The following is a 13,283-nucleotide window of genomic DNA, read 5'->3' on the forward strand; positions in this document are numbered from 1 at the left end:
TGCGACGTTCGAGTCCTTGGGGAGACGGAATTGAGTGCGACTGACAGAGCGGGGCGTCCAGCTCCGGCGACCGGCCGTGAGCGCCGTTTGATTCACCGTACCGCATGGCGCGGCCTTGCGCCGATCGGCTTGCTGTTCGCGCTGACGCTCGGCGGCTGCGATGACAAGGCGCAATCGCAGGCCGCGGCGCCTCCGCCGCCGCCGGTGACGGTCGCGCAGCCGGTCAAGCGCACGGTCACCGACTGGGACGAGTTCACCGGTCGCTTCGAGGCGATCGAGGAAGTTCAGGTCCGCGCCCGCGTCGGCGGCTTCGTCAACAGCGTCGAGTTCAAGGACGGCGCGATCGTCCACGCCGGCGATTTGCTCTACACCATCGACCCGCGTCCGTTCGAAGCGGTCGCGCTGCAGGCGGAGGGGCAGCTGGCGGATGCGCGCGCCAAGGCGGAGCTTGCCAAGCGCGAACTCGACCGTGGGCTGAATCTGGTCCAGACCAATGCAGTTTCCGAACAGGTCGTCGACCAGCGCCGTCAAGCCTTGCAGGCGGCTCACGCGGCCGAGACGCAGGCCGAGGGCGTGCTGAAGGCCGCGCAGCTCAACGTCGAATTCACCCACGTGCTGGCGCCGATCACCGGCCGCGTCAGCCGCCATCTCGTGACGCCCGGCAACCTCGTGCAGGGCAGCGAGGGCGGCGCGACGCTGCTCACCTCGATCGTGTCGCTCGATCCGATCTACATCTATTTCGACGTCGACGAGGCGACCTATCAGCGCAACAGCAAGCTCTGGTTCGAAGGCAAGCGGCCGAGCTCGCGCGACACGCCGAACCCGGTGCAGGTGGCGCTGACCGGCGAGACCAAGCCCTCGCACGAAGGCAAGATGGACTTCCTCGACAACCGCCTCGACGTCTCGACCGCGACGCTGCGCAGCCGCGCCATCATCCCGAACAAGGATCTCTCGATCCTGCCCGGGCAGTTCGGGCGCGTCCGGATCATCGGTTCGTCGCCCTATGAGGCGCTGCTGATTCCTGATGCCGCGATCGTCACCGACCAGTCGCGCAAGATCGTGTTCGTGGTCAAGGACGACAACACGGTGGAGGCAAGGCCGGTCGTGCTCGGGCCACTCGATGACGGCCTGCGGGTGATCCGTGAGGGCCTCAAGGCGGAAGATCGCGTCATCGTCGACGGCATCCAGCGCGCCCGCGTCGGCGCCAAGGTGACCCCGCAAATCGCAAAAGCGACTGATGGTGCCAAGCCCCCGGCAGGTGCCAAGCCATGAATCTCGGCAGGCTTTCCATCAACCAGCCCATCCTCGCGATGGTGCTGTCGATCGTGCTCCTGATCGTGGGCGCGATCGCCTATACCACGCTGCCGGTCTCGGAATATCCGCAGGTTGTGCCGCCGACCGTCACTGTCACCACGCAATATCCGGGTGCGTCGGCGCAGACCGTGTCCGACACGGTTGCCGCCCCGATCGAGCAGGAGATCAACGGCGTCGAGGACATGCTGTACATGTACAGCCAGGCCACCTCGAACGGCCAGCTCACCATCACCGTCACCTTCAAGCTCGGCACCGATCTCGACAAGGCCCAGGTGCTGGTGCAAAACCGCGTCGCGATCGCGCAGCCGCGACTGCCCGAGGAAGTGCAGCGCAACGGCGTCGTCACCCGCAAGAACTCGCCGGACATCCTGCTCGTCGTGTTCATGCTGTCGCCGGACGATACGTTCGACCAGCTCTACATCTCGAACTATGCGCTGTTGCAGGTGCGCGACCAGCTATTGCGGCTCGACGGCGTCGGCGACATCCAGATGTTCGGCGCCCGCGACTATTCGATGCGGCTGTGGCTGGATCCCGACAAGATCGCCAATCTCGGTATGACCTCGAGCGACGTCATCGCGGCGGTCCGGGCCCAGAACCTGCAGATCGCCGGCGGACAGATCGCGGAGCCGCCGATCGCGGACCGCGCCTTTTCGCCCAACCTTGCCTTCACCGGCCGCCTCAAGGACATCTCCCAGTTCGAGGACATCGTGGTCAAGGCGGGCAATGACGGCCGCACCGTCCGGCTGCGCGACGTCGCCCGCGTCGAGCTCGGTGCGCTGGCCTACACCACCAACAGCTTCCTCCTGAAGAAATCCGCGGTGGCGCTGCTAGTGACGCAGCGGCCGGGCTCCAATGCGCTCGCGACCGCCAAGCACATCTACGACACCATGGCGCAGCTCAAGATGAGCTTCCCCAAGGGCCTCGACTACAACATCGGCTACAACCCGACCGAGTTCATCGCCCAGTCGGTCCACGAACTGATCAAGACCATCTATGAGGCGATGATCCTCGTGGTCGTCGTGGTTCTGGTGTTCCTGCAGGGCTGGCGGCCCTCGATCATCCCGATCATCGCGATCCCGGTGTCGCTGGTCGGCACCTTCGCGGCGATGGCCGCGCTCGGCTTCGGCATCAACAATCTGTCGCTGTTCGGCCTCGTGCTCGCGGTCGGCATCGTGGTCGACGACGCGATCGTGGTGGTCGAGAATGTCGAGCGGCATCTCGGGCACGGCCTGAGCCGGCGCGAAGCGGCGCTCAAGACCATGGAGGAGGTCGGCGGCGCGCTGGTCTCGATCGCGCTTGTGTTGTGCGCGGTGTTCGTGCCGACCGCCTTTCTCGGCGGCATCTCGGGGCAGTTCTTCCAGCAGTTCGCTGTCACCATCGCGGTCGCGACCGCGATCTCCTGTTTCTGCTCGCTGACGCTGTCGCCGGCACTGGCCTCGCAGATCCTGGTTCCGCATGAGGAGAGGCGGCCGGCGGCGCGCTGGAACGTGATCGCACGCGGCTGGTCGGCCTTCACCGGCCTGTTCAACCGTGTGTTCGACCGGCTGTCGCACGGCTATGCAGCGGCGGCGGCCTTCGTGATCCGGCACTCGGTGGTGATGCTGCTGGTCTATGTGGCGCTGATCGGCAGCGCCGGATGGCTGCTCGCCACCACGCCGCAGGGCTTCATCCCGGCGCAGGACCGCGGCTACGTCATCGTGTCGGTGCAGTTGCCCGGCGCGGCTTCGCTCCAGCGCACCACGGAGGTCGTGCGCGAGATCGAGCGCATTGCGCTCGAGGTGCCCGGCGTCGTCCGCGTGCCGTCCTTTGCCGGCTTCTCCGGTGCGACGCGAACCCAGGCGAGCAACGCCGCGGCGCTGTTCCCGGTGTTCGACGAACCGGAGGAGCGGGCCAGGAAGGGAGAGACCGCGACCAAGATCACCAATGAGCTGCGCAAGCGCCTCGCATCGATCCAGGGCGCCTTCATCATCGTGATCCCACCGCCTGCGGTGCCCGGCATCGGCACCGGCGGCGGCTTCGCGATGCGCGTCCAGGACCGCCAGGGCCGGGGTGCCCAGCTCCTCGCCTCGGCCACCGATGAACTCGTCGCGGCCGCCCGCAAGGCGCCGGGGCTGACATCAGTGTTCTCAACCTTCACCGCCAACACGCCGCAGGTGTTCGTCGATATCGACCGCGTCAAGGCGCAGAAGCTCGGCGTTCCCATCGCCAACGTCACCGACACGATCGAGACCTATTTCGGCTCGACCTATGTCAACGACTTCAACCTGTTCGGGCGCACCTATCACGTCACCGCGCAGGCCGACCTGCCGTTCCGCAAGGAGACCACCGACCTTGCAAGGTTGCGCACCCGCAATGCCAATGGCGACATGGTGATGCTCGGCAGCGTCGTCGACTTCAAGGACATCTCGGGCCCCGACCGCGTCGCGCGCTACAATCTCTATCCTTCCTCCGAACTGCAGGGCGACACGCTGCCCGGCACCAGCTCGGCGACCGCGATCGACATCATGAAGAAGCTCGCGGCCGAGACGCTGCCGTCGGGCTTCGCCTATGAGTGGACCGACCTGTCCTACCAGCAGGTCAACGGCGCCAGTGCCGGGCTCTACGTGTTCCCGATCTGCGTGCTGTTCGTCTATCTGGTGCTGGCCGCGCAATATGGCAGCTGGACGCTGCCCTTTGCGGTGATCCTGATCGTGCCGATGTGCCTGTTCGCGGCCACCATCGGCGTGCGCATCATGGGCCAGGACGTCAACATTCTGACCCAGATCGGCTTCGTGGTGCTGGTGGGATTGGCTGCCAAGAACGCGATCCTGATCGTCGAGTTCGCGCGCGACATCGAGCTCGAGGGCCGGCCGCGGCTGGAGGCCGTGATCGAGGCGTGCCGCCTGCGTCTGCGGCCGATCCTGATGACGTCGTTCGCCTTCATCCTCGGCGTGCTGCCGCTGGTGGTATCGACGGGCTCGGGATCGGAGATGCGCCAGGCGGTCGGTGTCGCCGTGTTCTTCGGCATGCTCGGCGTCACGCTGTTCGGCCTGATCTTCACCCCGATCTTCTACATGGTGGTGCGCAACCTCGCGGAAGGGAAGAAAGAAGGGAAGCCGGCAGCGAAGACGGCATCCGCGGCGGGTTAGGTACGCTCGACCCGCCGCCGTCGTTCCGGGACGCCGCGGCGCGGCGAACTCGGAATCCATTTCTCCACGGAGGCGTGCGGCCCGATGGATTCCGGGCTCGCGCTGCGCGCGCCCCGGAATGACAAGGGGCCATACTATTGGCTGAACCGAAAGAGATGGGCAGCCGCCGGGTTATAAAATAAGGTTGCGCCGATTTTTCCTGATAGAAACTGCTGGGAGACCATAAATATGAAATCGGGATTTCTGGCCGCCGTCGCGGCGTGCAGCCTGTTGCTTGTGGCGCCGGCATCGGCGCAGGGCGTCAAGATCGGCATCCTGAACGATCAGTCCGGTGTCTATGCCGACTATGGCGGCAAATATTCGCTCGAGGCGGCGCGGATGGCGGTCGAGGATTTCGGTGGCGAGGTGCTGGGCCAGAAGATCGAGATCGTCACCGCCGACCATCAGAACAAGCCCGACCTCGCGACCGCGATCGCGCGGCGCTGGTACGAGGTCGAGAACGTCGACATGATCACGGAGCTCACCACCTCGTCGGTGGCGCTCGCGGTGCAGGAGCTGTCGAAGGAAAAGAAGAAGATCGATATCGTGGTCGGCGCGGCGACCTCGCGCATCACCGGCGATGCCTGCACGCCCTACAGCTTCCATTGGGCCTATGATACCCGTGCGCTCGCGGTCGGCACCGGTGGCGCGCTGACGGAAGCCGGCGGCAACACCTGGTTCTTCCTGACCGCCGACTACGCCTTCGGCTATGCGCTGGAAAAGGACACTAGCGACATCGTCGCCTCAAAGGGCGGCAAGGTGGTCGGCTCGGTTCGCGTGCCGCTCAACTCGTCGGACTTCTCGTCCTTCCTGCTGCAGGCGCAGAGCTCGAAGGCCAAGATCATCGGGCTCGCCAATGCCGGCCTGGACACCACCAACTCGATCAAGCAGGCCGCCGAATTCGGCATCGTCAAGGGCGGCCAGAAGCTGGCCGGCCTTCTGATGACGCTGTCGGAGGTGCACGGCCTCGGGCTCGAGGCAGCCCAGGGCCTTATCCTCACCGAAGGGTTCTACTGGGATCACGACGACGCTTCGCGCGCCTTCAGCGAGCGCTTCTTCAAGCGCACCGGTCACATGCCGAGCATGATCCATGCCGGCACCTACTCGGCGACGCTGAGCTATCTAAAGGCCGTGAAGGCGGCCGGTACCAAGGACAGCGATGCGGTCGCCAAGAAGCTGAAAGAGCTGCCGGTCGACGACGCCTTCGCCAAGGGCAAGGTGCTGGCGAACGGCCGCATGGTCCACGACATGTATCTGTTCGAGGTCAAGAAGCCCTCGGAATCGAAGAAGCCGTGGGACTACTACAAGCAGCTCGCCGTGGTGCCCGGCGACCAGGCGTTCTTCACGGCCAAGGAAAGCGGGTGTCCGCTGACGAAGTGATGCGTAGCGTCATTCCGGACGATACGAAGCATCGATTCCCAATGCGCGATTGTGCATTGGGAATCTCGAGATTCCGGGTCCGGCCCTGCGGGCCGTCCCGGAATGACGTGTGAAGAGTTCCCCTCGCCCCTCCTACTCTCAATGCGCGAGCCGCCACACCGCACCGCCGAGCGCGCCGATCCATAGAATGATCGCTGCGATCGCCTGGATGGCGAATCCGGGGGTGCGGCTGGCCACCGCCTCGCGATAGCCGATGAAGTAAACGATGCGGCCGATGGTCCAGATCGCGCCGATGGCAGCGGCGGCGACGTCGCCGACATAGATCGCGAACAGCCATAGCGACGGCAGGAAGATCGGCATCCATTCCAGCGTGTTCATCTGGATGCGGTAGATGCGCTCGAAATCCGGGTTGCCCGTGATCGCCGGCAGCTTGACGCCGTAGCGGATGCGGGCGCGCGCGACCTGCGTCGCAAAGAAGAAGTGCAGCGCGACGGCAAGGCAGGTGACGATGGCTGTGTAGTGGTACATGTCGGGCATTTCCTCTCATTCCGTTGGCTCCATAGCATGACGCGGCTGCAGGGGCCGGTGTGACCGCGGAATCCATTTTTCGCTTCGCCAGTCGCGAGAGCACGGTTTTTCGGAAAGCCGCGCCGCAACCGCCGATCCTAGTAGCCGGTCATCTCAAGATAGCCTAGCCCGGCGTGGCTGCCCGCAAAGCGGATCGGTCCCTCCCAATAGGGAAAGCTGGTTCCCATCCAGCTCTTCGGATTGAGCGGCGTGGTGTCGATGGCGAGGCCGCGCGCGGGAAGGGTGATGCGCCACGAGGTCGGCAGCGTGCGGCCGCCGATTTCGGTCGTGGCGGTCGGTGTGATGCTGTTGCCGGCGGCAGCGATCTCCGCGGAGCGGCTGTCGGATGTGATCCAGTTGCCGAGCAGGTTTTCGCGGCCGTCCTTCTGCCGCAGCCGGTACAGCATCAGCTTCTCGTTGCCGGGCAGATGCAGCGAGAACCAGTCCCAGCCGGTCTGGTCGGAGGCCAATGGCTGGCTGCTCCATTCGCGGTCCATCCAGGCCTGCCCGGTGACGTCGGTCGGCTTGCCGTCGATGGTGATGGTGCCGGACGCGGCAAAGAACGGCTGGCTGTAATAGTAGGAGGCCTGCCCGCGGTCCGATTTCCGGCTGTAGCCGTGGTCGCCTTGCAGCACCAGCGGCCGGTCGGCCTGCAGCCGCAGCGCGTAGCTAAAATCGTTGGCCGCGGCCTTCACCTCGAGCGGTGCGACGGTCTGCGCGTCGAAACCGTCGAGCCCGCGCATCTTCCAGGCGTCGATCCAGGCCTGAAACGGCGTCGCCTCGACATTGGCCTGGCCGACGCCGCCGCGCGCAAAGCTCTCACCGAAGCGATGCGTCGCCGCGCTGGTCACCGCCGCGTGGCCCATCCAGACCTGCTGATTGGCCCAGCCCTCGACCGGTCCGCCCGGCTTCATGGCCTGGCGAAACAAGGTCCACTGCACGCCATAGGCCGCGCCGCTCGTATCCGACAGGTTCGCGGTCACATACCACCACTCGATCCGGAACTCTGGATGCGGTCCGTGATCGGCGGGGAACGTGAACTGCTTGCCCGGCGTGACCGCGGCAAATCCATCGGCACTCTCGCCAAGGCCGGCAAAGCCCTGCGCGAAGCTCTTGCCGCCAAGGCCGAGCGCCAGCGCGCCGCCGGCAAAGGCGCGACGTGTGACGGCGCGGTTAGCGACGACTCTATGTCGAATGAATCGGCGCATCCGCAACCTCGCTTCGCCTCTCCCGCTTGCGGGGGAGGCCGTATCGCATCGAAGATGCGATACGGGTGGGAGCTCTCTCCACAATATCACTCGTGGTGAGACCCCCACCCTGACCCTCCCCCGCAAGCGGGAGAGGGAACATAACCTCCTCGCGGCCGCAACCTGCTCTCATCCGATCTCAGCGCTCATTGACGAAGATCCTGATCAGGCTCGCCGGCTCCATGCGTGCCAGTCTAGCCACGGGGAGCGCCGCCGCACAGAGCGCTGCGACCAGCGCCACCGCGAGCAGCTCGATGAGCTGCAGCGGGAACACGTGGAACGGCAGCCGCCAGCCGAACGCCTTCACGTTGACGATCGCAAGCAGGCACCAGGCGACCAATAGCCCGAGCGGCAGCGCGAACAGCGCGGTGATCAGCGCGACCGCCATGGTCTTCAACAGTTCGAGCGCGGCGAGCCGCCGCCGCGTCAGGCCGATCGCCCACAGCGGGGCGAGCTGCGGCAGCCGCGAATTGGCGAGCGTGAGCAGGCTGGTCAACAGCGCCACGCCGGCAACCCCGAGCGTGAAGGCGTTGAGTGCCGCGGTCACCGAGAAGGTGCGGTTGAAGATCCGTTTCGATTCCGCCTTCATCGTCGCCTGGTCGGCGACATTGCGGTCGTCGAGCCCGAATGTTTGCTGCAGCGCTGCGATCAGCGGCGCGATCTTGCCCGGCGCGACGCGCAGGCCGATGCGGGTCATCGGTATCTGCGGGAAGTGCCGCGTCAGCGCGGCGAAGTTGACCGCGATCTGGCCCTTGGGATTGCCGTAGTCGGCATAGATGCCGACGATCTCAAGCGGCCAGTCGCCACCGGGGGTGGGCACGGAGATCCGGTCGCCGAGGCTAAGCTTCATCCGCCGCGACAGCTGTTCGCTGACGAAGCAGGCGTCGCCGGGACGTAAGCGGATCCACGCATTCGCCGTGCTCTCGAGTAGCGGCCAGTTGTCGCGATAGGTCGCTTGGTCGGGCAGGCCGAGCACCTCAATCGGCGCGCCGCCGAACTTGGTGTCAGCGCGGCCGCCGGGCAGGATCGCCTTCACCTCCGGGCGTTCGCGCAGCCACGCCTTGATCTTGGTCGCCTGCGCGTCGCTCGCGGCATTGATGTAGACGTCGGCCGCGAGCCGGCCGTCGAGCCAGACCAGGAAAGTGCGGCTGAAACTCTTGACCATGGTGCCGACGCCGACATTGACGGCGAGCGCGAGCAGCAGCGCCATCAATGCCAGCGACAGGCCCGACAATTGCTGGCGGCTGTCGGCCCAGAACCAGATGCCGACCGGGCGCCGCGCGCTGCGCTCGCCAAGCGAGAGCGCGATCTCCAGGATCATCGGCAGGATCAGCGCCGCGCCGAGCATCAGCGCGGCGAGCACCGCAAAGCCGGCGAGCAGGGAATCGCCGAACCAGATCAGGCCGCCGGCCACCGCGAACACCGCGATCGCCGCCGCGCTCTGGATCATGAGCCAGCGCCGCTGCGCCTGCCGCCACGCCTGCGGCTGCGCCGACGTCAGCACCGGCATCCGGATTGCTTTGGTCAGGCTCGCGGCCGCCGCGGCCAACGCGCCCAGAATGCTGATGGCGATGCCGGCGAACCACCAAACGGGTTTGAGCGAAAGCTGGCCCGGGATCTGCGCGCCATAGAGCCCGCGCAAGGAGGCGGCGACGTCGGGCAACAGCGCCGCCGCGATGAAATAGCCGCAGACCAGGCCGATCAGGCCGGCGATCAGCGCCAGCGACACCAGCTCGACGACCAGCACGGTGTTGAGCATCCGTGCCGACACGCCGCAAGCGCGCAGCGTGCGCAGCATCGGCAGCCGCTGCTCGAAGGCGAGCCCGATCGCGGAGTTGACGATGAACAGGCCGACGAAGAACGACAGCAGGCCAAAGGCGGTGAGGTTGAGGTGAAAGCTATCGGTCAGCCGTTCAAGATCGGTCTCCGCGCTCGGCTCGACCAGCCGGAGCTTGTCGCCGGCCACGCTCTGCAACGCCGCGTGCGGCGTCTTGGACTTGCCGATCAGCAGCCGCGACAGCCGGTTCGGCATCTTCAGGATCTCTTGCGCGATTCCGATATCGACGACCAGCACGCCGGGCGCGAGCTCCGGCTGCACGCGTAAGGGAGGCAAGGCCATGCCGTTCGCCTGCGGCCGCGCGCCACCGGTGAGGCCGAGGTCGCGCAACGTCTCCGGCGCCACCAGCATTTCGCCGGGCGGGGTGACGAAGGATTGCAGGCTGGCCTTGCCGATCGCGGGCGCGTTGCCGACCTCGGACGGCAAGGTGACCGGCTCGACGCCGAGCAGGCGATAGCTGCGCCCGTCGATCTGGACGCGGCCCTCCAGCACCGGAGACACCGGCCAGCCGGCGCGGCGCAGGTCGACGAACAGCTTTTGCGGGAATGTCGCGCTGTCTTTGCTTACTAGCATCGCGGTGCGCGAACCGCCGAAGGTGGCGGCGGCGCGGTCATAGGCGTTGCGCGCCTGCTGGTTCAGCGCCTGCACGCCGCTCCACAGCGCGGTCGCCGAGATCAGCCCGATCAGCAGGGTCGCGAGCTGCATCGGATGCCGGCGCCAATGGCTGAGCAGCACGGCGAGGATCCAGAGCGCGCGCCTCATGCGATCACCCCGGCATGCAGGGTGACCTGGCGGTCCAGCGTTGCGGCGAGCCGCACGCTGTGGGTGACCATCAGGAAGCCGCAGCCGGTGCGCGCCACGAGATCGCGCGCCAGCGCGAGCACCTCGTCGGCAGTGTCCTCGTCGAGATTGCCGGTCGGCTCGTCCGCGAGCAGCAACAGCGGCTTCGGCGCCAGCGCGCGGCCGATCGCGACGCGCTGCTGCTGGCCACCCGACAATTGTTCCGGATAGCGCTTGAGCAGGGACTTCAGGCCGAGGCGCTCGACCAGCTCATCGTGCCATGCCGCATCGTGCCGCCCGGCGATGCGCGACTGGAAAGCGAGATTGTCCGCAACCGTCAGGCTCGGGATCAGGTTGAATTGCTGGAACACGAGGCCAAGCCGGTCGCGGCGCAACTCGGCGCGGCCGGCATCGTCGAGCCCGGAGACCAGGGTGTCGGCAAGCCTGATCTCGCCGCCATCTGCGGCGTCCAGTCCTGCGATCAGATGCAGCAGCGTGCTCTTGCCGCTGCCGGATTCGCCGGTTAGCGCGACGCTCTCGCCGGTCGCAACGGCCAGATCGACGCCGCGCAGCACGGCGACATTCTCGCTGGTCGTGCGATAGCTCTTGGTCAATCCGGTGACGCGGAGCAGCTCTGTGGTCCTCTCAGGCGGAGCGATGGCCGTGCCTCATTGCGGCTTCTGGTACTTCAGGACGAACTCGTCGATCGGCACCGACGCCTTGAAGACGGGCATGTTCCTGGGGTCTTCGGGATGATGCAGGAAATCGCCCTCGGCAACCAGCTTGAAGCCGGCGGCTTCGATCTCCTGCTTCAGCGTGCCCTCTTCGATCCGGTGCAGCGTCTTGCCGACGCTCGCGCCGTCGCCCGGCTTGGCCGAATGGTCTGCGATCACGAGGAAGCCGCCGGGCTTGAGCGCGGCGAACATCTTCTTGTTCATGGCGGCGCGATCGACCGACATGTAGGTCATGTCGTGATAGGCGAAGAAGAAGGTGATCATGTCGAGGTTCGAGACCCCGGGCGGGATCGGGTCGTCGTAGTTGCGCACGACATGCACGACGTTCTTCATGGCCGGCTTCTGGGCGCGGGTGTCAAACCTGTCCTTCACATGCTGCGCGATCACGTCGGCCGAGTCCTGCGCGTAGATCTTGCCGGCCGGACCGACGGTGCGCGCCAGCAATTCGGTGCTGTAGCCCGCGTTCGCCTCCATGTCGAGGATCGTCATGCCAGGCTTGACCCCGGCGAAGGCGAGCATCTTGGCAGGCTGCCGGCGCTGGTCGGCCAGGCGGTCCGAATCCGTGCGATCGGGTGCGGCGACGATCGCGGCATAATCCGGGCTCGCGGCGTCCTCTGCGCGGACATTTGGCGCGATGAGCAGCGCGATGGCCGCAAGCGCGGTGCTGGCGGCGGTGCGGCGAAGAATCGATCTGTTCATGACGTGACCTCGGGCGTTGGTTGTGGCGAGCATAGCAGCCGCTCCATGACAGATCACCGGTGCAGTCAGGCGGCGACGCGATCGTGATCACTGTTAGGACGCGCGATACGCAGCCATGGACGGCCGTGTCGCAGGCCCCGAGGAAATGCGGTGTTGCGTTGTCCGGCGAGGCGTGGCTAGCATCTCCGGCAGGGGCCGGTCTTACGAAGCCGACAAACGAAACGATGGGGAGCCAGACATGACGACGCAACCGACGCCCATGGATACGCCCAAGGGCGCCTGGAAAATCACCTTCCTTTTGTTCCTTTTCATGGTGGTGAACTTTGCGGACAAGATCGTGGTCGGGCTGGCCGGCGTGCCGATCAAGACCGACATGGGTCTCACCCAGGAGCAGTTCGGCACCCTCGGGTCCTCCTTCTTCCTGCTGTTCTCGATCTCGGCGATCGTGGTCGGCTTCATCGTCAATCATGCATCGACACGGTGGGTGCTGCTGATCCTGGCGGTGATCTGGGCCTTGGCGCAGTTTCCGATGATCGGGACCGTCAGCTTCACGACGCTGGTGATCTGCCGCATCATTCTCGGCGCCGGCGAGGGCCCGGCCTTCTCGGTCGCAGCGCACGCCATCTACAAATGGTTTCCGGACGAGAAGCGCACGCTGCCGACCGCGATCCTGTCACAGGGTTCGGCGTTCGGCGTGATCCTCGCCGTGCCGGCACTGAACTGGATCATCGTCAATCACAGCTGGCATCACGCCTTCGGTGCGCTCGGCATCGTCGGCCTGCTGTGGGCCGCAGCCTGGTTCGCGCTCGGCAAGGAGGGGCCGCTGGTGCCGACTGCCGCGGTTGCCGCCAACGAGCCGCGGATTCGCTACTGGAAGCTCCTGACGTCACGCACTTTCGTCGGCTGCGTCATCGCCACCTTCGGCGCCTATTGGGCGCTGTCGCTCGGGCTCACCTGGTTCACCTCGTTCATCATCGAAGGGCTCGGCTTCTCGCAGCAGCAGGCCGGCTTCATCTCGATCCTGCCCTGGATCTTCGGCGCGACCATCGTGATCCTCACCGGATGGATCTCACAGCTGATGCTGGCGCGCGGCTTCACCACCCGCGGGGCGCGCGGCGTGCTCGGTTCGGTGCCGCTGATCGTCGGCGGCTGCATCCTCGCCTTGCTGCCTCATGTCACGCCAGGCGCGCTGATGATCGCGCTTCTCGTGATCGGCTCCGGCCTCTGTGGGTCGATCTATGTGGTCTGCCCGCCGATGCTCGGCGAGTTCACGCCGGTATCGCAGCGCGGCGCGATCATCGCGATCTACGGTGCGCTGTACACGATCTCGGGCATCCTGGCGCCGATGGTGATGGGCAACGTGATCCAGCATTCCGGCGCGGTGCTGCAGGGCTACATGACGGGCTTCACCATCAATGCCGCGATCATGGCCGGCTCCGGCCTGCTCGGGCTGCTGCTGTTGTGGCCGAACACCGAACGCGCCCGGCTGACCGGCACGCCGCAGCAGGCCGGCACGATCCAGAGCGCGGTCTCGCCAACGTGAGACTATGGGTTCACC

Annotated in this window: 9 protein-coding genes; 4 read left to right on the top strand and 5 right to left on the bottom strand. The window is 66.1% G+C overall.

Annotated elements, in window-relative coordinates:
• The first annotated feature begins 87 nt into the window (after positions 1-87).
• From MTX23_RS02990 to MTX23_RS03000, 3 genes are all read left to right on the top strand, one after another.
• Positions 88-1,272, top strand: coding sequence for an efflux RND transporter periplasmic adaptor subunit (locus tag MTX23_RS02990; protein ID WP_280975158.1), 1,185 nt, complete (start codon positions 88-90; stop codon positions 1,270-1,272).
• Positions 1,269-4,442, top strand: coding sequence for a multidrug efflux RND transporter permease subunit (locus MTX23_RS02995; protein ID WP_280975159.1), 3,174 nt, complete (start codon positions 1,269-1,271; stop codon positions 4,440-4,442). Before MTX23_RS02990 ends, MTX23_RS02995 begins: the two co-directional genes overlap by 4 nt.
• A 228-nt stretch (positions 4,443-4,670) precedes the next feature.
• Positions 4,671-5,861 (top strand): ABC transporter substrate-binding protein, encoded by a 1,191-nt coding sequence (locus tag MTX23_RS03000; protein WP_280975160.1) that lies wholly within the window; start codon positions 4,671-4,673, stop codon positions 5,859-5,861.
• Positions 5,862-5,999: 138 nt separating this feature from the next.
• On the opposite strand, the gene MTX23_RS03005 is transcribed toward MTX23_RS03000, so the two are convergent.
• The 5 genes from MTX23_RS03005 to MTX23_RS03025 all read right to left on the bottom strand — a co-directional run bounded on the left by MTX23_RS03005 (position 6,000) and on the right by MTX23_RS03025 (position 11,725).
• Positions 6,000-6,389 (bottom strand): MAPEG family protein, encoded by a 390-nt coding sequence (locus MTX23_RS03005; protein ID WP_280975161.1) that lies wholly within the window; start codon positions 6,387-6,389, stop codon positions 6,000-6,002.
• 137 nt (positions 6,390-6,526) lie between these two features.
• The gene (locus tag MTX23_RS03010; protein WP_280975162.1) at positions 6,527-7,636 is read right to left on the bottom strand and encodes a lipocalin-like domain-containing protein; all 1,110 of its coding nucleotides are present in this window, start codon (positions 7,634-7,636) and stop codon (positions 6,527-6,529) included.
• Between the two features lie 178 nt (positions 7,637-7,814).
• Positions 7,815-10,274, bottom strand: a complete 2,460-nt coding sequence (locus MTX23_RS03015) for an ABC transporter permease (protein WP_280975163.1) — start codon at positions 10,272-10,274, stop codon at positions 7,815-7,817.
• Complete coding sequence (locus tag MTX23_RS03020; protein ID WP_280978352.1) at positions 10,271-10,924, bottom strand: ABC transporter ATP-binding protein; 654 nt, start codon at positions 10,922-10,924, stop codon at positions 10,271-10,273. The genes MTX23_RS03015 and MTX23_RS03020 overlap by 4 nt, the downstream gene beginning before the upstream one ends.
• A gap of 36 nt (positions 10,925-10,960) precedes the next feature.
• The gene (locus MTX23_RS03025) at positions 10,961-11,725 is read right to left on the bottom strand and encodes a class I SAM-dependent methyltransferase (protein WP_280975164.1); all 765 of its coding nucleotides are present in this window, start codon (positions 11,723-11,725) and stop codon (positions 10,961-10,963) included.
• 238 nt (positions 11,726-11,963) lie between these two features.
• On the opposite strand from MTX23_RS03025, the gene MTX23_RS03030 reads away from it, so the two are divergent.
• Positions 11,964-13,268 carry an MFS transporter gene (locus tag MTX23_RS03030; protein WP_280975165.1) on the top strand — a complete coding sequence of 435 codons (1,305 nt, stop codon included), beginning with the start codon at positions 11,964-11,966 and terminating at the stop codon, positions 13,266-13,268.
• Positions 13,269-13,283 lie beyond the last annotated feature (15 nt).

The organism is Bradyrhizobium sp. ISRA436, assembly GCF_029910015.1.
In the GTDB taxonomy this organism is placed as follows: domain Bacteria; phylum Pseudomonadota; class Alphaproteobacteria; order Rhizobiales; family Xanthobacteraceae; genus Bradyrhizobium.

Coding starts and splice junctions, on each gene's coding strand:
- MTX23_RS03000 (WP_280975160.1), top strand. CDS start 4,671: ATGAAATCGGGATTTCTGGCCGCCGTCGCGGCGTGCAGCCTGTTGCTT.
- MTX23_RS03015 (WP_280975163.1), bottom strand. CDS start 10,274: ATGAGGCGCGCGCTCTGGATCCTCGCCGTGCTGCTCAGCCATTGGCGC.
- MTX23_RS03025 (WP_280975164.1), bottom strand. CDS start 11,725: ATGAACAGATCGATTCTTCGCCGCACCGCCGCCAGCACCGCGCTTGCG.
- MTX23_RS03005 (WP_280975161.1), bottom strand. CDS start 6,389: ATGTACCACTACACAGCCATCGTCACCTGCCTTGCCGTCGCGCTGCAC.
- MTX23_RS02995 (WP_280975159.1), top strand. CDS start 1,269: ATGAATCTCGGCAGGCTTTCCATCAACCAGCCCATCCTCGCGATGGTG.
- MTX23_RS03010 (WP_280975162.1), bottom strand. CDS start 7,636: ATGCGCCGATTCATTCGACATAGAGTCGTCGCTAACCGCGCCGTCACA.
- MTX23_RS03030 (WP_280975165.1), top strand. CDS start 11,964: ATGACGACGCAACCGACGCCCATGGATACGCCCAAGGGCGCCTGGAAA.